Annotated in this window: 24 protein-coding genes and 1 tRNA gene; 17 read left to right on the top strand and 8 right to left on the bottom strand. The window is 66.0% G+C overall.

Annotation, left to right across the window (positions count from 1 at the left end):
- Positions 1–8 precede the first annotated feature (8 nt).
- Both AB1K63_RS10825 and AB1K63_RS10820 read left to right on the top strand, forming a co-directional pair.
- Positions 9–731 (top strand): TetR/AcrR family transcriptional regulator, encoded by a 723-nt coding sequence (locus tag AB1K63_RS10825; RefSeq protein ID WP_366960155.1) that lies wholly within the window; start codon positions 9–11, stop codon positions 729–731.
- Between the two features lie 92 nt (positions 732–823).
- On the top strand, positions 824–1,735 hold the full coding sequence (locus AB1K63_RS10820; protein WP_366960154.1) for an SDR family NAD(P)-dependent oxidoreductase: 912 nt from the start codon (positions 824–826) through the stop codon (positions 1,733–1,735).
- Positions 1,736–1,782: 47 nt separating this feature from the next.
- On the opposite strand, the gene AB1K63_RS10815 is transcribed toward AB1K63_RS10820, so the two are convergent.
- A tRNA-Arg gene (locus tag AB1K63_RS10815) sits at positions 1,783–1,859 on the bottom strand.
- Between the two features lie 117 nt (positions 1,860–1,976).
- Here AB1K63_RS10815 and AB1K63_RS10810 point away from each other — a divergent pair.
- The 9 genes from AB1K63_RS10810 (at position 1,977) to AB1K63_RS10770 (ending at position 10,271) form a co-directional block, all read left to right on the top strand.
- Positions 1,977–2,381, top strand: coding sequence for a hypothetical protein (locus AB1K63_RS10810; protein ID WP_366960153.1), 405 nt, complete (start codon positions 1,977–1,979; stop codon positions 2,379–2,381).
- Between the two features lie 62 nt (positions 2,382–2,443).
- Entirely contained in the window at positions 2,444–2,944 is a 501-nt protein-coding gene (locus AB1K63_RS10805; protein WP_366960152.1) for an MmcB family DNA repair protein, read from the top strand.
- 70 nt (positions 2,945–3,014) lie between these two features.
- Positions 3,015–3,728 carry a sterol desaturase family protein gene (locus AB1K63_RS10800; protein ID WP_366960151.1) on the top strand — a complete coding sequence of 238 codons (714 nt, stop codon included), beginning with the start codon at positions 3,015–3,017 and terminating at the stop codon, positions 3,726–3,728.
- A complete protein-coding gene (locus AB1K63_RS10795; protein WP_366960150.1) occupies positions 3,725–4,177 on the top strand; it encodes a DUF2141 domain-containing protein in 453 nt (150 codons plus the stop codon). The genes AB1K63_RS10800 and AB1K63_RS10795 overlap by 4 nt, the downstream gene beginning before the upstream one ends.
- 119 nt (positions 4,178–4,296) lie before the next feature.
- The gene (locus AB1K63_RS10790) at positions 4,297–6,015 is read left to right on the top strand and encodes a hypothetical protein (RefSeq protein WP_366960149.1); all 1,719 of its coding nucleotides are present in this window, start codon (positions 4,297–4,299) and stop codon (positions 6,013–6,015) included.
- Between the two features lie 59 nt (positions 6,016–6,074).
- The gene (locus tag AB1K63_RS10785) at positions 6,075–7,211 is read left to right on the top strand and encodes a phosphatase domain-containing protein (RefSeq protein ID WP_366960148.1); all 1,137 of its coding nucleotides are present in this window, start codon (positions 6,075–6,077) and stop codon (positions 7,209–7,211) included.
- Positions 7,212–7,220: 9 nt separating this feature from the next.
- A complete protein-coding gene (locus AB1K63_RS10780; RefSeq protein WP_366960147.1) occupies positions 7,221–8,579 on the top strand; it encodes a M48 family metalloprotease in 1,359 nt (452 codons plus the stop codon).
- 16 nt (positions 8,580–8,595) lie between these two features.
- Positions 8,596–9,294, top strand: a complete 699-nt coding sequence (locus tag AB1K63_RS10775; RefSeq protein ID WP_366960146.1) for a DsbA family protein — start codon at positions 8,596–8,598, stop codon at positions 9,292–9,294.
- Positions 9,291–10,271, top strand: a complete 981-nt coding sequence (locus tag AB1K63_RS10770) for a hypothetical protein (RefSeq protein ID WP_366960145.1) — start codon at positions 9,291–9,293, stop codon at positions 10,269–10,271. The genes AB1K63_RS10775 and AB1K63_RS10770 overlap by 4 nt, the downstream gene beginning before the upstream one ends.
- Before the next feature lie 10 nt (positions 10,272–10,281).
- On the opposite strand, the gene AB1K63_RS10765 is transcribed toward AB1K63_RS10770, so the two are convergent.
- Positions 10,282–10,899, bottom strand: a complete 618-nt coding sequence (locus tag AB1K63_RS10765) for an HD domain-containing protein (protein ID WP_366960143.1) — start codon at positions 10,897–10,899, stop codon at positions 10,282–10,284.
- A gap of 110 nt (positions 10,900–11,009) precedes the next feature.
- On the opposite strand from AB1K63_RS10765, the gene AB1K63_RS10760 reads away from it, so the two are divergent.
- The 4 genes from AB1K63_RS10760 to AB1K63_RS10745 are packed head-to-tail and all read left to right on the top strand — an operon-like array spanning position 11,010 to position 14,587.
- The gene (locus AB1K63_RS10760; protein WP_366960142.1) at positions 11,010–12,236 is read left to right on the top strand and encodes a histidine kinase; all 1,227 of its coding nucleotides are present in this window, start codon (positions 11,010–11,012) and stop codon (positions 12,234–12,236) included.
- The gene (locus AB1K63_RS10755; protein WP_366960141.1) at positions 12,233–13,030 is read left to right on the top strand and encodes a LytTR family transcriptional regulator DNA-binding domain-containing protein; all 798 of its coding nucleotides are present in this window, start codon (positions 12,233–12,235) and stop codon (positions 13,028–13,030) included. Before AB1K63_RS10760 ends, AB1K63_RS10755 begins: the two co-directional genes overlap by 4 nt.
- Positions 13,020–13,889 (top strand): carboxylating nicotinate-nucleotide diphosphorylase, encoded by an 870-nt coding sequence (nadC, locus tag AB1K63_RS10750; protein ID WP_366960140.1) that lies wholly within the window; start codon positions 13,020–13,022, stop codon positions 13,887–13,889. The genes AB1K63_RS10755 and nadC overlap by 11 nt, the downstream gene beginning before the upstream one ends.
- A complete protein-coding gene (locus AB1K63_RS10745) occupies positions 13,886–14,587 on the top strand; it encodes a ribonuclease T (RefSeq protein ID WP_366960139.1) in 702 nt (233 codons plus the stop codon). The genes nadC and AB1K63_RS10745 overlap by 4 nt, the downstream gene beginning before the upstream one ends.
- Here AB1K63_RS10745 and AB1K63_RS10740 read toward each other — a convergent pair.
- The gene (locus tag AB1K63_RS10740; protein ID WP_366960138.1) at positions 14,584–15,039 is read right to left on the bottom strand and encodes a nucleoside deaminase; all 456 of its coding nucleotides are present in this window, start codon (positions 15,037–15,039) and stop codon (positions 14,584–14,586) included. The two genes, AB1K63_RS10745 and AB1K63_RS10740, sit on opposite strands and share 4 nt — an antisense overlap.
- A gap of 152 nt (positions 15,040–15,191) precedes the next feature.
- On the opposite strand from AB1K63_RS10740, the gene rpmB reads away from it, so the two are divergent.
- Positions 15,192–15,482, top strand: a complete 291-nt coding sequence (rpmB, locus tag AB1K63_RS10735) for a 50S ribosomal protein L28 (RefSeq protein ID WP_366960136.1) — start codon at positions 15,192–15,194, stop codon at positions 15,480–15,482.
- 16 nt (positions 15,483–15,498) lie between these two features.
- Here the strand turns inward: rpmB and AB1K63_RS10730 are convergent, their stop codons facing one another.
- The 4 genes from AB1K63_RS10730 to xseA form a co-directional block, all read right to left on the bottom strand.
- On the bottom strand, positions 15,499–16,497 hold the full coding sequence (locus AB1K63_RS10730; protein ID WP_366960135.1) for an esterase-like activity of phytase family protein: 999 nt from the start codon (positions 16,495–16,497) through the stop codon (positions 15,499–15,501).
- Between the two features lie 13 nt (positions 16,498–16,510).
- The gene (locus tag AB1K63_RS10725; protein WP_366960134.1) at positions 16,511–17,164 is read right to left on the bottom strand and encodes a M23 family metallopeptidase; all 654 of its coding nucleotides are present in this window, start codon (positions 17,162–17,164) and stop codon (positions 16,511–16,513) included.
- A gap of 269 nt (positions 17,165–17,433) precedes the next feature.
- Positions 17,434–17,637: a DUF2093 domain-containing protein gene (locus tag AB1K63_RS10720; RefSeq protein WP_366960133.1), complete on the bottom strand. Its 204-nt coding sequence runs from the start codon at positions 17,635–17,637 to the stop codon at positions 17,434–17,436.
- Positions 17,638–17,673: 36 nt separating this feature from the next.
- A complete protein-coding gene (gene xseA / locus AB1K63_RS10715) occupies positions 17,674–19,137 on the bottom strand; it encodes an exodeoxyribonuclease VII large subunit (protein ID WP_366960132.1) in 1,464 nt (487 codons plus the stop codon).
- Here xseA and purD point away from each other — a divergent pair.
- Complete coding sequence (gene purD, locus AB1K63_RS10710; RefSeq protein ID WP_366960131.1) at positions 19,136–20,425, top strand: phosphoribosylamine--glycine ligase; 1,290 nt, start codon at positions 19,136–19,138, stop codon at positions 20,423–20,425. The genes xseA and purD overlap by 2 nt on opposite strands.
- On the opposite strand, the gene AB1K63_RS10705 is transcribed toward purD, so the two are convergent.
- Positions 20,422–21,417, bottom strand: a complete 996-nt coding sequence (locus tag AB1K63_RS10705; RefSeq protein WP_366960130.1) for an adenosine kinase — start codon at positions 21,415–21,417, stop codon at positions 20,422–20,424. The genes purD and AB1K63_RS10705 overlap by 4 nt on opposite strands.
- Positions 21,418–21,437 lie beyond the last annotated feature (20 nt).

Genomic DNA, 21,437 nt, shown 5'->3' with positions numbered 1-21,437 from the left:
AGGATCCAGTGACCATCACAGCCGCCCACGCGGCGACCTCGGGGAAGGGCAAGCGCGTGCCGGCAGCAAAGAAGACGAGTAAGAGTTCGCTCAGCAAGGCGGAACGGCGTGCCGAGACGACCGAGCTGATCCTCGACGAAGCCGAATATCTCTTCTCAAAGCACGGGCTGTACGGCGTCACGCTGAAGGACGTCGCCAAGCGGGCGGGCGTGCATCACACGCTCGTCAATTACTATTTCGACGACAAGGACACGCTGTTCGAAGCCGTGTTCGAGCGTCGCGCCGAAGTCACGCGCGACCTGCGGATGAAGGCGCTCGAGGAATACGAGACCGCCAATGCCGGCAAGCTGACCGTCGAAGGCGCCCTCCACACCTTTCTCGACACCGACCTCAACCTCTACGGTTCCGGCGGCGAGGGATGGCGCAATTACGGCGCACTCGCCTCCCAGGTCGCCAACACTCCCGAATGGGGTGCCAAGCTGATGGACAAGAATTTCGATCCGGTGGTGCTCAAGCTGGTGGACATCATCAACCGTGCCCTTCCCGACGCGAAGAAGGTCGACATCTTCTGGGGCTATCACTTCGTCTCCGGCGCCTTGCTGCTGACGCTCGCGCGGACCGGACGCATCGACAAGCTGTCGGACGGCCTGTGCGAATCGGATGATTTCGAAGCGGTGAAGGCGCGCATGGCCGACTTCATGGCTGCCGGCTTCAAGGCCATCTGCACCTGATCACGCATTGACGTTCAAATCGCCGAATGCGCTCGGGCCCATGCCCGCGTTTAATTATTCACTCGCCAGTTAGTTACGAAAAAGGATCTATAATGTCACAGCCAGTCTCCCTCGCCGATCGGGTTGCCATCGTCACGGGAGCAGGCGGCGGCCTCGGGCGCAGCCATGCGCTCGAACTCGCGCGGCGCGGTGCAAAGGTCGTCGTGAACGATCTTGCCATCGAGGGTGCCCGTGCGGTGGCGGACGAGATTACTGGGGCGGGCGGAGAAGCCTTCGCGATCGCTGCGTCGGTCACGGACGAGGCTGCCGTTGGGGCCATGGTCGAACAGACGGTCGCGCGCTGGGGGAAGGTCGATATCCTGGTGAACAATGCCGGGATTCTGCGCGACAAGAGCTTTGCCAAGATGAGCCTCGACGATTTCCGCCTCGTGGTGGACGTCCACCTGATGGGCGCCGCGATCTGCACGAAGGCAGTCTGGGACCAGATGCGGGAGCAATGCTACGGGCGGATCGTGATGACGACTTCGTCCTCGGGTTTGTACGGCAATTTCGGCCAGGCGAATTACGGTGCGGCCAAGATGGCGTTGGTCGGGCTGATGCAGACCCTAGCGATCGAAGGCGAGAAATACGGCATCCGGGTCAACTGCCTGGCGCCGACGGCTGCGACGCAGATGACCGATGGCGTGCTGTCCCAGGATGCGCTGCGCGCGCTCGCACCGGAAGCGGTCAGCCCCGGCCTTTCGGTACTGGTGAGCAAGGACGCCCCCACCAGGACCATCCTGTGCGCAGGCGCCGGTCATTTCGCAGCCGCCAACGTCACCCTGACCGAAGGCCGCGCGGTACCTAGGGCGGACGACGCCGCGGAACAGCTCGCCAGCAAATGGCAGTCAGTTATCGAACGCGACGGGGAAATGGTCCCCGCATACGGGTTCAGGCAGTGCGAACGGGAACTCGAAAGCACGCAGGCCGACGTGGAAAAGGTCATGGCCTTCGACGCGGCATGATCCAGCCCGGCTGACCGATAAGTCACGGGTGTATTTCGAGGTCGAAATGGCGCACCCGACAGGATTCGAACCTGTGACCTCTGCCTTCGGAGGGCAGCGCTCTATCCAGCTGAGCTACGGGTGCCGGGGCCGTGGGGCCAGGGCGCGGCGGTTAGCAAAGGCGGGGCGGTCTTGCCAGTCAAAACGCATGGGCCCGCATGTTTAGCGAATTGGCAATGCGCGGCGGGCTAGGACACCCGGCATGGAGTCGATTCCCGCCAGACAGCCGCCGGCCGATCCCTCGCCAGCCGAAGCGCGCGCGAGCGAGCGCATGCTCGGCGCGCGCTGGGCCGCGCTGCTCGATGCCGGCAATGCGATCGCGCCGCTAGCCGGGATCGCGCCCGATGACGGGGGCGCGCGCCTGCGCCGGTTCCCCTCGCAACTGCAGAGCGCCGCACCCTGGCAGGTGGACAATGCGAAGAACGCCATCGCCGATCTCGCATCCGTGCTGGAGACCGGGCTGACCGCGCTTCTGGCGGCCAGTGCCAGGGGCCGCGACGTCACCGCGCCCGCCCTCATGCTCTGGCGCGAATATCATGCCGCGCGGGAAGCAATCGCGGCGCTTGCCCCGGTGCACAGCCCGCTGGGCCCGCCGCGCCGCGCCTGACGGCGGCTCCGCTCCCTCTCCCGGCCGCTTGACCGAGTTCATGCTATGTTCCAGACGGGGGCATGCTCGAAACCGAATCGCCCGTGGCCCCGCCGCCGTCTTCCCCTGTCGCATCCGACCTGTGCCGCGGCATTGCGCGCCTGTTCGCCCGCAACGGCATCTGGTGCCTGTCCGAAATGCCGCTGCGCAACGGACGCCGGGCGGATCTCATGGGACTGGATCCGAAGGGCCGGATCACCATCGTGGAGATCAAGGTCAGCCGCGCGGATCTGCTCGGCGACGGCAAATGGCCCGATTATCTCGATTACTGCGACCGGTTCTACTGGGGGCTGCCGCCCTCTCTCGACCGGAACATCCTCGACACGATCGAATACCGGCCCGATTGCTGCGGTATCATCTGCGCCGACGGGTACGATGCGGAAATCGTCCGTCCGGCACCGACCCATGCGCTCGCCGCAGCGCGCCGCAAGACGGAAACCGAACGGCTCGCCCGCACGGCCCTGCGACGGCTTGTCACCGGATCCGATCCGGAATGCGACGCCTGGGGCCGCGACCTCGCCTGAACCCCGCAAATGGCATGAGCGCCACATCCCGCTTGTCCGCCGGGGGCAGGAACGGGCATAGGGGGCGCGCATGTGGGTTGCCATCGCCATTTCCGCCGTCGCCACGACCTTGATCGTGGCCTTGCGCTACCTCGCGGTCAGCGGCGCGTTCGCGTGGGCGACAACCAGGGTGCGCCCCGGCCTCTACGCGCCCCTGAGGGGTCAGATCGCGCGGGAAATCCGCTGGTCGCTGGTGTCCGCAGTCATTTTCGGGATCCCGGCGGGCATCGTCGGGTGGGGCTGGAAAGAACACGGCTGGACGCTGATCTACACGGATCCGCACGCCTATCCGCTGTGGTACCTGCCGGTCTCGGTCCTGCTGTACCTGTTCGCGCACGACACTTGGTTCTACTGGACCCACCGCTGGATGCACAAACCGCGCATCTTTCGCGTGGCCCATGCGGTCCACCATTCCAGCAGGCCGCCGACGGCCTGGGCGGCGATGAGCTTCCATCCGGCAGAGGCGCTGACCGGCGCGATCGTGATACCGGTACTGGTTTTCCTCATTCCCATTCATTTTGCAGCCCTGCTGGCCGTGCTAACCATCATGACCGTCATGGGCGTGACCAACCACATGGGTTGGGAAATGTTTCCCCGCTGGCTGGTCCATTCGCGCATCGGCGGCTGGATCATCACTGCAAGTCACCATCACAAGCATCACGAGCGCTACACATGCAATTACGGCCTCTACTTCCGTTTCTGGGATCGACTGTGTCGGACCGACCGCGGCCTCTCGCCGCCGTGAGCGTGCGGCGGATTGGCCTGTGCGGGCTGGCAGCATCAGCCATGCTGCTGACGGGCGCGGCGGACGAGACCGAACTGGGCACGATCGACGTGCACGTGTCCAACGTGCGCAATGCCAAGGGCGTCGTGCGCGCCTGCCTGGCGTCCAAGGCGTCCGACTTTCCCGGCTGCGACACGACGCCTGCGCGCTGGAAGCTGAAAACGCCGGCGGACGACAGCGTGGTCCTGCGCTTTACCGGGCTGAAGCCCGGCCGTTACGCATTCGCGATCCTGCATGACGAGAACAACAACAACAAGGCGGACACCGCCCTGTCGATGATCCCCAAGGAAGGCTTCGCCTTTTCGCGCGATGCCAAGGCGTCCTTCGGCCCGCCCAAGTTCGATGCGGCGGCCGTTAATGTGCGGCCCGGGCGGCAGATGATCCAGGTAAAGATGCGCTACGTCTTCTGACCACGGCTCGCACCGGGCCCGGCATCGCGGCCTGGCCGCAATCCGAGGCTTAACGCAAACTTTACCATGGTGCGCCAGAAGCGGTCCCCGACCAAAGGCATGACAGGGGACGCCTCAGGATGGATACGCTTCGCGGGAACTTCGAATCGTCGGCTTTCGACGACGAAGACGATTGGGTCACCGGCGACGAAAGCGGATTCGACGCCCCTCCCCCCGATATTGGCACCGACGAACGCCGAATGCAGGTGCGCGCCTACAATCACTGGGCGAGCCTGCTGGGCGACCGCAGCTTCCCCTCGATCGAGGACCTCGAGCCGCAGGATCTTCCCGATTTCGCGCCCCATTCGGTCCTGCTGGATTTCACGGCCGGGATCGAGGATCCGGCGGTTGCCTATCTCGGGTCGGAACTGGCGACGGAATGCGGCGCCGAAGACCAGATCGAAAACCTGTCCGACGTGCCCAGCCGGTCCCTGCTGAGCCGTATCACCGACCATTACCTGCAGATCCTCGCCAACCAGGCGCCGATCGGATTCGAAGCTGAATTCGTGAACCAGCGCGAGGCAACGATCCTGTATCGCGGCATCCTGCTTCCCTATTCGAGCGACGGCGAGACGATCGATTTCGTCTTCGGCGTCATCAACTGGAAGGAAATGGCCGACCAGGCGACGACCGACGAGCTGCTTCTCGAGATCGACCAGGCGCTCGAGGGTTCCGAGCCGGAGGAAGAGGAAGTCGCCGTCCGCCAGGCCGATCCGATCGAGGACTGGGCCGATGGTCCGCTCGCGGATAATCCCATCTCCGACGGCCCGGCATCTTCGTTTCAGGACGACGAGGACGAGGACGAGGAATTCGACTACCCCGAATACGAGGACGGATACGAGGACGAGGAAGCCGATGTCCGCGACCTCAGCGACGAGGACGAAGCGGTCATCGCGCGGCTTTCTGCGCTCATCCAGCCGCGCAAGCCCAAGCGGCCCGTGCTCGACCTCGACAGCGGCAGCGACCTGCTCGCGCCCGGGCCGGGAGAAGAGGATTACGAACCCGCCGCGCCGGTCCCGCAGGCCTTCACGCCCGAACCGATGTTCGAGGCGCCGATGGAAGCGCTGGAGGAGGAGGAGGACGACGAGCCGGTCGGGATCGTCGAATTCCCCGTCGCCGAAGAGCCGGCATACGACGCTCCGGGCTTCGCCGGCACCGCCAACCTGCCCGCCGTCCAGGAGCCGCCGGTTCCGGAAAGCGGCCTCTACGATTGCCTTGCCGATGCCCGCGAACTGGCGGATGCGGCACGCGATGCCGAAAGCCGCTCGCGCGCGACGCTCTACGCCGCGGTCGGACGCGCCTACGACGTGGCGCTGGCCGCCCGTGCGGACGGCGAGGAATTCGCCGCGCTGCTGGAAGAAAACGGCCTCACCATGCAGGACCGCGCACCCATGGTGCCGGTGGTCAAGCTGGTCTTCGGCGCGAATTACGACAAGACGCGTGTCACCGAATACGCAGCCGTTCTCGATCACGCGGCGCGCCACGACATGGCCGCCGGGAGCCTGGGCAGCTATCTCGGCTCCGTGCCGGGCGGGCTCAAGGGCATCGTCGCGGAGGAACGCGCCTGGCGCCGTTCGCTGCGCGGCGAGGACGAGCCCGAGGAACGGACCGTGCGCGAGGTCCTCGCGCGCAGCCTTCGGGCTCTGGAAGGCACATCGCTGGACGAGGTTGCGGACGAGGGCGAGGAATTCGCCGTGCTGATGATCCGCCGCCTGCCCTCGGGCGAAATCCGCGTGCTGGGCGAAGTGTCCGACGAGGTCGCACTGATCGAACGAGTCGCGAAAAAGATCGTCGACTGAGCCGGCCGCCCCCGCGGGGGTGGTCTGCGCAGCCGCGATTCGCTAGGCGCGATGGCGCCATGCCGTTCTTCCCGCGGGCCCCGGTCCGGATCCAACCCTATTTCGGATATCGCAACCGGACCGCGCTTCACATCTCGGCGCGGGCGCTGAGAGCGGCGCCGAGCAATTTCTCGCGCACCGGCGGGACCTGGCAGGCGATCCGCACCATGCTCGCGCAGTTCCTCTCGCACGAGGTGGAAGGCCTCGCGGTCGAGCTGGAAATCGAGACGCCCGGTGGCCTCCGCCGTTACGAGGGCTGCAGCAATCGTGAGGGCTTCATCCATTTCGACGTCGAGACGGGCGAATGGCCGCTCGGCCCGCACAGCAACTGGGACGTCGTGCGCCTGAAATGGCATAACGAGGCCGGACCGCAGAGCGTGCGCGGTTACGTCAAGGCACCGCCGGCCGAACCGCGGATCTCGGTCATTTCCGATATCGACGACACCATCATCGAGACCGGCATCAACAAGGGCTTCCGCTCGCTCGTCCGCAACTGGAAGCGGGTCTTCGCGCAGATGCCGAACGAGCGGCTGCAAGTGCCCGAAGCGGCGGTATTCTACGCCGCGCTGGGCGGCGGGGCGACGCCGGAAACGTCCGCAGGCACGCCGTGCGGTGCGATGCCGCCTGCGACGCGGCGCCCGTTCTTCTACGTCTCGTCCAGCCCCTGGAACCTGTTCAGCTACCTCGTCGCGTTCCAGGAAGTGCACGATCTGCCGCTGGGTCCGATCTTCCTGCGCGACTGGTCGCTCAGCCGGAAGACCTTCGGCGAGGCGAGCCATGGCGGGCACAAGCGGCAGGCGATCGGCACGATCCTCGAGACCTATCCCGACACCCGCTTCGCCCTGATCGGGGACGACACGCAGGGCGATTTTGCCGCCTTTGCCGACGTGATCGAGGCCTATCCCGGCCGGGTGGCAGCGGTGTTCATCCGCAATGCGGGCGACACGCTGTCGGCGGACAAGCTGGCCGCGCAGGACGCGATCGAGGCGTCGGGCGTGCCGCTGTGGACCGGGAGCGACTACAGCACCGGACGCGCGTTCCTGGACGCGGCCGGCCTCTCGCATGACGAGGACGCGGCACAAATCGTGGAGACGGTCGAGAAGCCGAATGCCGCGCGCGACAAGGCTTCAGTTCCCGTTCAGCGCAAAACACGCTAGCGTCGCGCCATGCGCATACTCGCCCAGTTCGTTGCCATGCTGGCGGCGCTGTCGCTGCTGGTCCAGCCGGCCCATGCCCAGTCGGTCCTGCGCGACGCGGAAACCGAGGCACTGCTGCGCGACATGGCCGCCCCGCTGGTCGAGGCGGCCGAGCTGGAAGAGGGCAATGTCGACCTCGTCCTGATCGACGACCGGTCGATCAACGCCTTCGTCGCGGGCGGGCAGGCGGTCTATATCCACACCGGCCTGATCGAGGCGGCGGACACCGCCAACGAAGTACAGGGCGTCATCGCGCACGAGCTCGGCCACGTGAAGGGCGGCCACGTCATCCGTCATTCCGAAGGGGTGGCGCAGGCGAGCAAGATTTCCATCCTGTCCCTGCTGCTGGGCGTGGGTGCCGCGCTTGCCGGTGCGCCGCCGGAAGCGGCCGCGGGCGTACTGCAGGCGGGCCAGCGGGCCGCGCTCGGCCGCTATCTCGCCTTCAGCCGGGTGCAGGAATCCAGCGCCGATGCCGCGGGCGCGGAATACCTCTCCAAGGCCGGCATTTCTGGTCGCGGCTCGATCGAGTTCTTCAAGAAGCTGCGCAACCTGGAATACCGCTATGGCTATACCCAGCGCGACAGCGACGAGTTCGCCCGCACCCACCCGCTGTCGGGCAATCGCATCTCGCGCCTGCAGGCCACCTACCAGGAGGATCCCGCGTGGGATGCGCCCAACGATCCGGCGCTCCAGGCCCGGTTCGAACGCGTCAAGGCCAAGCTCTACGGCTACCAGGCCGATCCGGAGCGAGTGCTGGTCGCCTATCCCGAGAGCCGCACCGACGTGCCCGCGCGCTATGCCCGCGCCTATGCCTGGCACCGCGAGGCGCGCGTCGACAAGGCGCTGGCCGAAGCCGACGCGCTGCTCGCGCAGGACCCCGACGATCCCTATTTCCTCGAGCTGAAGGGCCAGATCCTGCTCGAATCGGGCCGCGTGGCCGAGGCGCTCGACCCGCTGCGGCAAGCGACCGAAATGACCGCCTACGAACCGCTCATCGCGTCCATGTTCGGCCATGCCCTGATCGCGACGGAGGATGCGTCCCATCACGAGGAAGCGGAACAGGTTTTGCGCTCAGCCGTGGCGCGCGATCGCCGCAATCCCTTCGCCTGGTACCAGCTGGGCGTGGTCTATGCCCAGCGCGGCGACATGCCGCGCGCCCGGCTGGCGTCCGCCGAACAGCAGGTGATGACGCAGCAATATACGCGGGCGCTGGAAAGCGCGCAGTTCGCGATGGCCGGCCTGCCGGAAAACTCGGTCGACTGGATACGGGCGCAGGATATCGCCTTCCAGGCGCGCGCCGAACTGGAACGTATCCGCGAACGGCGGTAAGGCCGGCTCACCCGACATGACTTTCAGACACTTTTTGATCACCGCGCTCGTCGCGCTCGGCTTCGGTTTTGCCGGTGCGGCCCTGTGGCAGGTCGCCGGTTTCGGCGACAGCCGAACCAAATCCTACCTGCTCGAAAATCCGGAAATCCTGCCGGAAATGATCGCCAATCTGGAAAAGCAGCAGGCGCAGGAAAAGCTGACCCGGCTGGGCGGCGACGTGACGGAACCCTTCCCGGGCGCAGTCCTCGGCAATCCCGACGGATCGGTCACGCTGGTCGAATTCACCGATTACGGCTGCGGCTACTGCCGGCAAAGCCAGTCGGATGTCGCCGCGCTGATCGCTGCCAACCCGGAATTGCGCGTCGTGATCCGCGAATGGCCGATCTTCGAAGGCAGCGACGAAGCGGCCCGCATGGCGCTGGCCGCCGCGCGGCAGGGCAAGTTCCCCGCGTTCCACAACGCCATGTTCGAAGGCGGGCAGGTGAGCGCGGACAGCATCGCCCGCGCGGCGCAGGTCGCCGGCCTCGACATGGCCAAGGCCGAGGCGTTCGTCGCCTCGCGCGATGCCGATTTCGAGATCGAGAAGAACCGCGCGCTCGCGAGCGAACTCGCCTTCACCGGTACGCCGAGCTGGGTCGTGGGCGACCGCATCATACAGGGCGCGGTCGGGCAACAGGGCCTGCAGGAGGCGATTACCGAAGCGCAAGGCTCGTGATGCGTGGCCTTCGCCTGCTGACGAAGACGGACGGCATCGCCGCCGCATTTGCGCTCCTCCTGTCCGGTCCGATCGTAGCGCATGCCGGGACGCAGGCCGACAGCGCGCTGCACATCCTCCAGGCCAAGGACGCACGGCTGAACGACGTCGCCTGGAAGCTGGTGCGCGGCAATGCGCAAAGCTGCGAGAGAACGCGGCTGGCGAGCGGCCTGCTGTTGCAGGACATGGCCGGATATGGCGATGCGGACGCGGCGCGTGCCGCGCTCGGCGTCACCGGCGATTTCGCGGTACAGGCCGCGGCGAAGGATAGTCCGGCGGCGCGCGCCGGCCTCCGCGCGAACCAGACGGTCCTGTCCATCGACGGTACCGGCCTCGCCGATCTCGTGGCGGGCCGGACGCAAGCCTGGGAAAGACTGCGCACGGCGAAGGCGGCGCTCGACAGTGCGCTGGCCGATGACGGAGTCGCGCTTCTCGCCACGTCTGCCGACGGACCGGTCCTCGCGCTGCTGGGCGAAGAAGCCTGCACGGTCGATTTCGAGATCCGGACCGGCCATTCGAGCGCGGTCGCGGACTGGGCGGTCGTCTATATCGGGGACGATTTTCCCGGCCTGTCCTATGTCGAGGACGAATTTGCCGCCGCCGTCGCGCACGAAATGGCGCATGTCATCCTGCGCCACCCGGCCTGGCTGACCGAGCGCGGGCGCAAGCGCAAGGACGTGCGGATGACCGAGCGCGAGGCAGACCGGCTGATGCCCTGGCTGCTCGCCAATGCGGGATACGATCCGGAAGCAGCATTGCGTTTCATGCGCCGCTGGGGTCCGGCCCATGGCGGCGGCCTGTTCCGCAAGCGCACCCATGACGGGTGGGACGAGCGGGTCGAGTTCATCGAGGCGGAACTGCCGCTGGTGCGCGCGGCGCTGGCGCGCGACGGGCACGCCGACTGGCGCGCCCGCTTCCCCGCGAAGGACGTGGACTAGAGCCCGGCGCTCAGGCCGCTTCGGCGTCCGACTTCACGTACATGGAGGACAGCGGCTTCGCCATCACGCGGCGGACCATGGGTTCGAAGAACTCCAGGCTCTCGCTCTCGTAATCGGGATCGAACGCGGCCTGGTCGTATTTCTCGCAGAATTCCGCGCAGGCGGCGTAATGGGGATGTTCCTCGAACCGGTCGCGCAGGTTCCGGTCCATGCCCAGGTGATGGAAGTAGTAGTACCCCTGGAAGGCGCCGTGGTTCTGGCAGATCCAGTGCTCTTCCTCGGTCACGAATGGCTTCAGGATCGCTGCCGCCACTTCCGGGTGGTTGTAGGTGCCCAGCGTATCGCCGATGTCGTGCAGCAGGGCCATGACCACGTAACGCTCCCCCCGTCCGTCGCGATGGGCGCGGGTGGCGGTCTGGAGCGAGTGTTCCAGCCGGCAGACCGGGAAGCCGCCGAAATCCCCTTCCAGCAGTTTCAGGTGTTTCAGCACGCGGTCGGGCAAGCCCTTTGCAAAGGCGAAGTACTGGCCGGAAATGATGTCCCAGTCTTCCTTCGTGCCTTCCTTCATTTCGCGAAACCGGGCGCGTTCGCGCATGCCGTGCAGTTCCTGCGTCGTGGTATCGGCCATCAATTCTCTCCTGTGGGCCCGCAATTATCGCAATTCGGCTGCCTTAGGAACCGCATCGTCGACACAAGGATGTGACGACAGCCGATAATCTGGGCTAAGGGGCGTGAACCATGGCCCTTACGCCCTACCGACCCTCTCCGTTCTTCGAGAGCAAGAACGAGGCCTTCTGGCGCCTCCAGTTCCTGGGGTGGAGCGGCGCGTTCCTGCTGCGCGCGGTACCGGCAGTGGTCAACGGGCAGGACTGGCCGATCTTCCTGATCGTGCTGGCCGAAGCGGTCACCGGTTTTTCCATCAGCCTGATCCTCGCGACGATCTACCGCGAACTGATCATGCGCAAGCCGCTGGTCACCTGGACGCTGGCCGCGCTGACCCTGCTGATCGCGGTGCTGGTACTGGCCTTCATCAACACCTGGGTCATCACGCTGGTGCGCGGCGATTCGGAACTGAGCTTCACGGCGCAGCTGTTTGGCTATTTCGTCTATCCGCTGACGCTGCTGGGCGCGTGGTCGGCGCTTTATTTCGCGATCAACTACTTCCTGCAGGTCGAAAGCCAGGCCGCGCGGCTGGAACGCGTGGAAGCGCAGGCCACCAGTGCGCAACTGGCGATGCTGCGGTACCAGCTGAACCCGCATTTCCTGTTCAACACCCTTAATTCGATCAGCACGCTGGTGCTGCTCAAGCAGACCGAGCCTGCCAACGCGATGCTGACCCGCCTGTCCTCGTTCCTGCGGCACACGCTCGTCACCCAGCCGGGCGGCAAGGTGACGCTGGCGCAGGAGGTGGAGACGCTGAAGCTCTATCTCGGGATCGAAAAGATGCGGTTCGAGGAACGGCTTCGGACCTCGTTCCGGATTCAGGACGAAGCAGGCAAGGGCTGCCTCCCTGCCATGCTGCTGCAGCCGCTGGTCGAGAACGCGATCAAGTATGCCGTCTCTCCGCAGGAGGAAGGCGCAGAGATCACCATCGAATCGCAGAAGATCGGCGATCGGCTGCGGGTGTCCGTGGCCGATAGCGGGCCCGGCGCGCAGGCCGAAGATGCAGGTCCGGGTCTGCCGCCCGAGATCACCGGCGACAGGCGCACCTCCACCGGCGTCGGCCTCGCCAATATCCGCGACCGGCTGGCGCAGGCCTATGGCGACAACCACCTGTTCGAGATCCGCACTCCGCCCGGCGGCGGCTTCACCGTGGTGATCGAGATACCCTTCGAGCGGGCCGACGACGTCGCGGCGGAAGCAGAAACCGCCGGCCGGTCCGGGCAGTTGCGCCCCGTGACGGCCGAACCGGCCCCCCTCATCCCCCCGGCGTTCGCACGCCATCCCATAAGGACAAGACCGTGACCATACGCACCATTATTGTCGACGACGAGAAACTCGCGATCCAAGGCATGCAGCTCAGGCTGGAGCCGTTCGAGGACATCGAGATCATCGGCACCTGCGCCAACGGGCGCGAGGCGATCCGCGCCATCAAGACGGAGAAGCCCGACCTCGTCTTCCTCGACATCCAGATGCCCGGCTTCGACGGGTTCTCCGTCGTGAAGGGCGTGATGGAAATCGACCCGCCGCTGTTCGTCTTCGTCACCGCCTACGAGGAACACGCGATCCGCGCGTTCGAGGCGAATGCGGTGAACTACCTCATGAAGCCGGTCGACGAGGACAAGCTCGCCGACACGATCGAACGCGTGCGCACCCGCCTTGCCGAGAAGAAATCGGCCGAGGAAGCGGACAAGTTGATGAGCGTGCTGTCCGAAGTCGCGCCCGATGCGGCGGAAGAGTTCCAGGAGCAGGACGCCGAAGGCAGCGACCGGTACGAGAAGCTGATCAACGTGAAGGACCGCGGCCAGATCTTCCGCGTCGAAGTCGGCTCGATCGAGCATATCGAGGCGGCGGGCGACTACATGTGCATCTACACCGGCGACAACTCGCTGATCCTGCGCGAGACGATGAAGGACCTGGAACGCCGGCTCGACCCGCGCAAGTTCCAGCGCGTCCACCGTTCCACCATCGTCAACCTGGACCAGGTCCGGCAGGTGAAGCCGCACACCAACGGCGAATGCTTCCTGGTCCTCGACAGCGGGGCCGAGGTGAAGGTGAGCCGTAGCTATCGCGACGTGGTGGCGCGCTTTGTACACTGAGCGGTTCGAACTTCCCGGCTTCGATATCGAGCGCTTCATTCGCACCGTCTTGGCAGAGGATCTGGGCGAAGGACTGCCCGGGGGCGGGCGGGACGTGACCAGCGAAGCCGTGATTCCCGCCGATGCGCGGTTCTCCGGCGTGATGGACAGCCGCGACGCGATCGTCGTCGCCGGCCTCCCCATCGCCGAAGCATTCTTCCGTTTCCTCGACCCCGAGATCGAGATCGAACGCCTTGTAAACGAAGGAGATTCCGTCGAGGCAGGCACCGACCTGGTGCGCCTGACCGGTAATGCCCGGGCCATGCTGACCGCGGAAAGAAGCGCGCTCAACACCGTGCAGCACCTCTCCGGTATCGCCACTATGGTCCGCCAATACGTGACCGCGATGGACAACCCGGACTGCACCCTCCTCGACACCCGCAAGACCCTCCCCGGCCTCCGCCAGCTCGAGAAATACGCCACTCGCATGGGCGGCGCCGACAATCACCGCATGGGCCTGTGGGACGCGGCCATGATCAAGGACAACCACGTCCTGGTCGCCGGATCGGTCGCCGAAGCCGTGCGTCGTGCGGTCGAAGCCGGCGTTGCGGAAATCATTTGCGAGGTCGACCGGATCGACCAGATCGAACCTGCGCTGGACGCGGGCGCGACTCGCCTGCTGCTCGACAACATGGACCCGCCGACCTTGCGCGAGGCCGTGACCATCGTGGCGGGCCGCGTGCCCACGGAAGCCAGCGGCGGGATCACTCTGGACACGATCCGGGACAAGGCCGCGACAGGTGTCGACTACGTCTCGGTCGGCCGGCTGACGCAAAGCGCCCCGGCAGCCGATATCGGTCTCGACTTCACCCCGTTGTGAAAGGGATCGCGCTCGCCGTACCGCTGGCCCTCGTGTTTGCCGGATCGGCACAGGCCCAATCCTACCAGTGCCGGTTCGCGCGAACGGTCGCCATTCCTGAAATCCGACCGGACGGACCGCCCCGGCAGGTTCGCATCACGGGCTACACGCTCGCGCTCAGCTGGAGCCCCGAGTTCTGCAAGGGCCGCGAAACCGACGCGCGCCACCGCAGCCAGTGTTCCGGGCGGAACGGCCGGTTCGGCTTCGTGACTCACGGATTGTGGCCGGAAGGAGCCGGCGGCTGGCCGCAATGGTGCCCCACCCGCGCCAATGTCACGCCCGCCATCGCACGGCGCAACTTGTGCCTCAGCCCCTCTGTACCGCTGATCGCGCGCCAATGGGCCAAGCACGGCAGCTGCATGGCCCGCACGCCGCGCGAATACTTCACGACCGCGCGTATCCTGCGCAGCTTCATCGCATTTCCCGATACCGATCGCCTTTCACGCGAGGACGACCTGACCGCCGGCCGGCTGCGCGAAGCCTTCGCCTCTGCCAATCCGTGGTGGCCGCAGGATGCCGTCGGCCTGAAGGTCAATCGGCGCGGCTGGTTGCAGGAGATGCGGCTCTGTTACGATTCGCTGATGCGGCCGAAGACGTGCGACAGGCGCCGGTTCGGTCCGTCCGACGGCGCACGGATCAGAATCTGGCGCGGGCTCTAGCGGCGGGCGGCAAAGAAGCTTCGCAGCAGCAGGCCTGCCTCCGCCTCTCCAAGGCCCGGATAGACATCGGGCCTATGCAGGCACTGGGGATGGTCGAACACCCGCGCGCCGTGCGCCACCGCGCCGCCCTTCGGGTCCTGCGCGGCGTAGTAGAGCTTCGCCAGCCGGGCATGGCTGATCGCACCGGCGCACATCGCACATGGCTCGAGCGTCACCCAGATTTCGCAATCCGTCAGCCGTTCGCTTCCCGATAGCCGTGCCGCTTCGCGAATCGCCACGATCTCCGCATGGCCGGTCGGATCGTGCCTGACGCGCGTGACATTGCGGCCCCTGCCGATTATCGCCCCGTTGCGAGTCACCACCGCCCCGACGGGGACCTCGCCCGCCTGTTCGGCCTCCTGCGCCAGTTTCAGCGCTTCGCGCATCGGGTCCGGAAGCGGCCAGCGGGTCATCCTGCAACGGCTAGCGGGGGTCCGCGATTGCTGCAACGTCGCTTGACGATTTGGCGGTCTACCGCTATGCGCGCCGCTTTCCGGGATCATCCCCAGACCTCCAGACCGGCGAGATTGCCTCGTCGGCACATAGATTGCGAGCGAGAGATACCATGTCGCGCATTTGCGAACTGACCGGCAAAGGCCGCCTGACGGGCCACAATGTGAGCCACGCGAATAACAAGACGAAGCGCGTCTTCCTGCCGAACCTGCAGAACGTCACGCTTCTGAGCGAGAAGCTGGATCGCAGCTTCAAGTTCCGCGTGTCCACCCATGGCTTGCGCTCGGTCGAACACAATGGCGGTCTCGACAACTGGCTGCTCAAGACTCGTGACGAGAAGCTGAGCACGCGCGCCCTCAAGGTGAAGCGCGAGCTGAAGAAGGCCGCGAAGGAAGCGGCCTGACTTTACCTCGGGCGGGCTAGCGTGCCCGCCTGTTTCTCGGCGTGTAGTCTATTCGCGCGAACAGCGTACGCTGCAGCGTCGCGAAATTGTCGTCCGAAATCAGCCAGAGCGTGACCGATCCGCCGGGACCGGTCGTACTGGTAATCCCTTCGAAATTGTCGGACGGAAACGGCGGCGCGAGCGAGACGGCGACCGCCCCTTCCCATGTCTCGTCTTTCCTGATGGCAGACGGATCGGCGATTGCGACGGCCGATTCGAAATGCGGAGGCAGGCCGATACGTACGGCCCGCAGCAGGATCGCGACCTTTCCGCCGGGCAAGGCGGTCATTCCGACCGGTCGATAGCCGTCAGGAGGCCGGAAGCGGAACGGAGTTTCGGCCGCGCCTTCGACCGGATCGCCGTCGAACAGGATCGCCCGGTGCGTGCCGTCAGGCGTTCCGCGCCGCCCTTCGGAAATCACGATGAACCGGCCATCGGCCAGTCGCGCCATGGATTCCGGCCCGCTGTTCGCGCCCCAGTCCGCCATGACCTCGGGCTCCACGCTACCGTCGGGCGCGAAGGTCTTCGGGTCGCGCCGCTCGATCATGTTGCGAAACTCGTAAGCGAGCCAGACGCGCCCCGTAACCGGATCGTAGGCTGCCGATTCGACATCGGCCGCGACCTTCGGTCCGTTCCCTCCGGCAACTGAGAGCAAGCGCATGGGTTGTTCGCCCTTTTCCAGGACGAAGTTCATGTAATCGCCGGTATCGCTCAGGGCTAAAAACCGACGCGCCCCGGCACCGTCCTGCCGGACTTCCAGCGCCGAGAAACCGCCGAACCGGCTGTTCCCGCTTTCCAGCGCCCAGAGACCGGTGACCGACCATCCCGCGCTCGTCCGGGCGCCATCGTATGCGAGAGGCGTGATCATCAGGGGCGCGTCCTCGATCACGGCGGGCTGCCTCGCCTTGATGAACGTTCCGGGCGCGAGAGCGAACGCAATTCCCGCGATCGCCAGAACGCGTCGCCAGCGTATCATCGCAGGTCCTGCCTCAGCTCTGCGGATTGACGAAAAGCAGCGGGTCGAGACGCGCATCGCGCCATTTGATACTCCAGTGCAGATGCGGCCCGGTCGCGCGTCCGGTCGCACCGACATCCCCGATATGCTGGCCCTGCTTCACGACGTCTCCTTCCTCCACGAGAATTCGGGAGGAATGGAGAAAGGCGCTGTTGAGACCCTGCCCGTGATCGATGATGATCAGTCCACCTTCCAGGCTGAAGCCTGTTTCGGCGAGGACGACGACCCCGTCGGCAGGCGCGACATAGGGCACTCCCGCCCCGGGAGCGATATCGAGCCCGGAATGATAGCTTCCCGGCTCGCCGCGATAGATCCTCTGCCGCCCGAACCGCCCGGAGATGCGGCCCTGCACCGGCCAGACGAAGGATTGCTTCCAGCCTTCGGATCCCGTTTCCTGCGCGCGGGCGGCCACGATCGCATTGTATTCGGGCTCGCGGATTTTCCAGAACGCTTCGCTGGTCCGGCCGCCGCGAAGCGCCACGTTCACGCGCTGGATGTCCCACTCCCGCGGCTCGATCGTGAGCACTTGCCGGACGATCTGCCCATCGGCGAGAGTTGCGGAAAGGATGACGCTGGAAGCGGAATCGCGGTCGAAGGCGGCAAAGAAGCGCCCGTCTCGATCCAGCACCAGTTCCTGCTCGCCCAGCGACGCTTGGCGCGTGCCGGCGGGAGCCCTGCCGATTATCCATCCGCCTTGCGTCAGGCGACCCTCGAACGAGAAATCGGGGCGAACGGGCTCTGGAGACAGCGACTCTCGGGCAGGTATCGACCGATCGACTGGCGTGGATGCGGACTGCGTTGCGGTACCGGCATCCTGGCCGTTCGCAGCGGCACAGGCCGCTAGAACGCCCGCCGCGATTGTTAACAAACCGGATTTGCGGACGGCCTTGGCTATCCTCACACCCCGTCCGTCAGTCGCTTCGTGGCAATCTCGGCGCTGGCGTAGGGCTCCTGCCGCTCGACGTCCCAGTATCGCAGTTCCTCGAGAGGGATCGCCTCTCCGGTGACGGCACAGAAGACGTGCTGGCCCGCGCGAAGGACGCGAAAGCCGTTCGGGCCATACTGGAGCTTGGCGGGCTGACTGCTGGAAGACATGAGCATGGCGAGGGCCTTAGCAAAGCGCGGCTGGCGGAACAATTAACCGCCGAAGAGGTCGTCCTGTCCCGAAGGAGGCGGTGAAGGCCGTCGCTTTCTGGGTGCGGCGCGCAACGGCGCGACCGGCAAACTGCCGTCAGCGAAGGAAAGGGTCAGGCTGCCATGCGATGCGGCGGTCTTCCGGCTGCGAACAGGAGCTCCGTCGGGATCGGAAACCAGCACGAAGCCGCGTTCCAGCGGCGCCTTCGGGTTCACGGACACCAGCAGTCGCGCGAGGCCAGCATGCCTTTCCCGGGCGCGGGAGAGCCGGTCATTTAGCAGCGACGGGCGCAGTCGCGCCGCGCCCAGTCGTTCGCGGGACTGGCGGATGCTCCGCTGCAACATTGCGGGGCCGAGCCTTCCGCTCTGCCGCGCGAGCCGTTCCCGACCCCCGCCGGCCTTTTCCCGAAGCGCGGCACGGGCGCGGTCTGCGAGCTCGTCGAGCTGTTGCGAGAATGGCTGTAACACCGCGTCGGGACCGGGCAGGCGGTCCGCTCGGGCTTGCAGTCGCTCCCGTCCGATCTCGACGGGGCGTGCGATCGCGCGCTTTTTCCGCAATCCGAAGCTCTCCAGCGCGGTCACCAGTTCGCTGCGCACCGGGACGGCCATCTCGGCTGCAGCCGTGGGCGTCGGCGCCCGCCGATCGGCGGCGTAATCCGCTAGCGTCGTATCCGTTTCGTGGCCGACCGCGCTGATCACGGGAATGGGACTTTCCGCGACGGCCCGGACGACGGTTTCCTCGTTGAAGCCCCACAGGTCTTCTATCGATCCCCCACCGCGCGCGACGATCAGCAGGTCGGGCTTCGGTACCGGGCCGTTGACCTCAAGGGCGCCGAAGCCCCGAATGGCGCCCGCCACCTGGTCTGCCGCCCCCTTCCCCTGCACCAGCACCGGCCAGACGACCACGCGGCTTGGAAACCGATCGGCCAGCCGATGCAGGATGTCGCGAATGACCGCGCCTGTCGGCGACGTCACGACGCCGATCGTATGCGGAAGGAATGGTGGCGCCCGTTTGCGCTCTGCCGCGAACAGGCCTTCCGCTTCCAGCCGGGCCTTCGTCTTCTCCAGAAGCGCCAGCAGCGCGCCTTCCCCGGCCAGTTCCAGGCTTTCGATCACGATCTGGTATTTCGAACGTCCGGGATATGTCGTGATCTTGCCGCTCGCGATCACTTCGAGTCCGTCGTCGGGTGCAAAGGCCAGGCGGTCGGTGCTGCCGCGCCACATCACGCCGTCGATGACCGCCTTCTCGTCCTTCAGGCAGCAGTAGAGGTGGCCGCTGGCCGCACGCTTCACGCCCGAAAGCTCCCCCCGCAAGCGCACGAAACCGAACCGGTCCTCGACCGTGCGCTTCAGGAGGGAGGAAATCTCGCTGACACTGACCGCCGCGGCGTTGTCCCCCGGTGTGCCGCGCGCTACCAATCCCGGCCGGTCCATATCGAAGTCGTCATTTGTCGGAGTGCGAGCCATGAATATCCTTCTGCTGGGTAGCGGCGGGCGCGAACATGCGCTGGCATGGAAGCTGGCGCAATCCCGCCTGCTCGCAGGAGATGGGGACAGGCTGTTCGCCGCGCCAGGCAATCCGGGGATCGCGGACCATGCCGAGTGCGTGACGCTGGACGCAGGCGATCACGACGCGGTCGTGTCCTTCTGCCGCGACAACTCCATCGGGCTGGTCGTGATCGGTCCAGAGGCGCCACTGGTGGACGGCTTGGCCGACAGCCTGCGCACTGCAGACATCCCGGTCTTCGGGCCTTCGAAACAGGCCGCACAACTGGAAGGCAGCAAGGGGTTCACGAAGGATCTGTGCGAGCGCGCAGGCATTCCCACGGCGCGATACATGCGTGCGACCTCGCTCGAGGACGCCTGGGGCGCGCTGAAGATGTTCGATGCCCCGTTCGTCCTCAAGGCCGACGGTCTCGCGGCAGGCAAGGGCGTGGTCATCGTCGCGACGCGCGAAGAAGCGCAGGAAGCCGTACGCGACATGTTCGATGGCCGTTTCGGATCGGCGGGGGCGGAAGTCGTCGTCGAGGAATTCCTCGAAGGCGAGGAGGCGAGCTTCTTCGCGCTCACCGACGGAAAGACGATCGTCCCGTTCGGAACGGCGCAGGACCACAAGCGCGTGGGTGAAGGCGATACGGGACCCAATACCGGCGGTATGGGTGCCTACAGCCCCGCCCCGGTGCTGGACGAGAAGCTGCGCGGCCGTGCGATGGCGGAAATCGTCGAGCCCACGGTCGCGACCATGGCATCGGAAGGGATGGCCTATTCCGGGGTTCTCTATGCCGGGCTGATGCTGACCGAGGCCGGTCCGAAACTGATCGAATACAACTGCCGTTTCGGCGATCCCGAATGCCAGGTCCTTATGATGCGGCTCGAGAGCGATCTCGGTGAAGCGATGCTGGCCTGTGCGCAGGGTCGGCTACACGATTACGGGCAGCCGCAGTTCTCGGACTCGACGGCGCTGACGGTGGTCATGGCGGCGCATGGCTACCCCGACGCGCCGGAAAAGGGCGGCGCCATAACTCTAGCGCCGGACGGCGCCGGAGGCGTCACGGTATTCCATGCCGGCACGGCGCGCGGGGAGGACGGTTCGCTGGTTTCCGCGGGGGGGCGGGTGCTCAATGTCACCGCTACCGGAGCGAATGTCACCCAAGCCCAGAAGGCAGCCTACGCGGCAGTCGACCGGATCGAATTTCCGACCGGTTTCTGCCGCCGCGACATCGGTTGGCGCGAAGTCGAACGCGAGAGGGCCTAGCCGAGCTTTTCGGCGATCATGGCCGAGACATCGGCCTCGGGTCGCGGACCGTAGTGGCTTATCACTTCGGCCGCAGCGATCGCTCCGCGCTTCAGGCATTCCTCGAGAGGCGCCCCGCGGGCGTGGCCCGAGAGGAAGCCGGCGGCGAACTGGTCGCCCGCACCGGTCGTATCGACGACCTTCTCGATCGGCTCGGCTGCGACTTCGGCCCGTTCACCGTTGGCAACTGCGATCGCGCCACGTTCGCTGCGGGTCGCGACGAGGACCGGCACTTTTGCGGAAACATGCGCAACGCTTTCCTCGAAATCGGACTTGCCGGTCAGGGTCGCAAGCTCGTGCTCGTTGACGAACAGGATATCGATGAGGCCTTCGTCCATCATGCGGCGGAAATCGTCGCCGTGCCGATCGATCACGAAGCTCTCGCTCGCCGTGAAGGCGACCTTGCGACCGGCGGAACGCGCAACCTCGATGGCACGGCGCATGGCACGACGCGGCTCTTCGGGGTCCCATAGATAGCCTTCCAGGTAGAGGATCGCGGCATCGGCGATCATGCCCTCGTCGAGAGCGGCCGCGGGCAGTACCTGGCCCGCACCCAGGAACGTGTTCATGGTGCGCTCCCCGTCGGGCGTGACGAAGATCAGGCAGCGGCCCGTTTCGGGCCCGTCGGCGAGTTTCTCGGTCTCGAACGCAATACCGATCGAACGGATGTCGTGGGTGAAGATCTTGCCCAGCTGATCGTCGTTCACCTGACCGATGAACGCGCAGTCGAGGCCCAGCATCGCGAGACCGGCAAGCGTGTTGGCGGCCGATCCGCCCGACTTTTCCGTAGTGGGCCCCATGGCGTTGTACAATTCGTCCGCACGTGCCTCGTCGAGCAGAGTCATGCCGCCGCGGTTGAGCCCGAGGCGCGAAATGTCTTCGTCCGTGCAGGATGTGAAGACATCGACCAGCGCGTTGCCGATGGCGATGACGTCGAAACGGGGCTTGCTCATTATGCTGTGTCCTGATGCGG

Origin of the sequence: Qipengyuania sp. JC766, assembly GCF_040717445.1 — a bacterium.
Classification (GTDB): Bacteria; Pseudomonadota; Alphaproteobacteria; order Sphingomonadales; family Sphingomonadaceae; genus JC766.
Note: the sequence above shows the minus strand (reverse complement) of the source record. Positions and strands in the feature narration are given on the sequence as shown.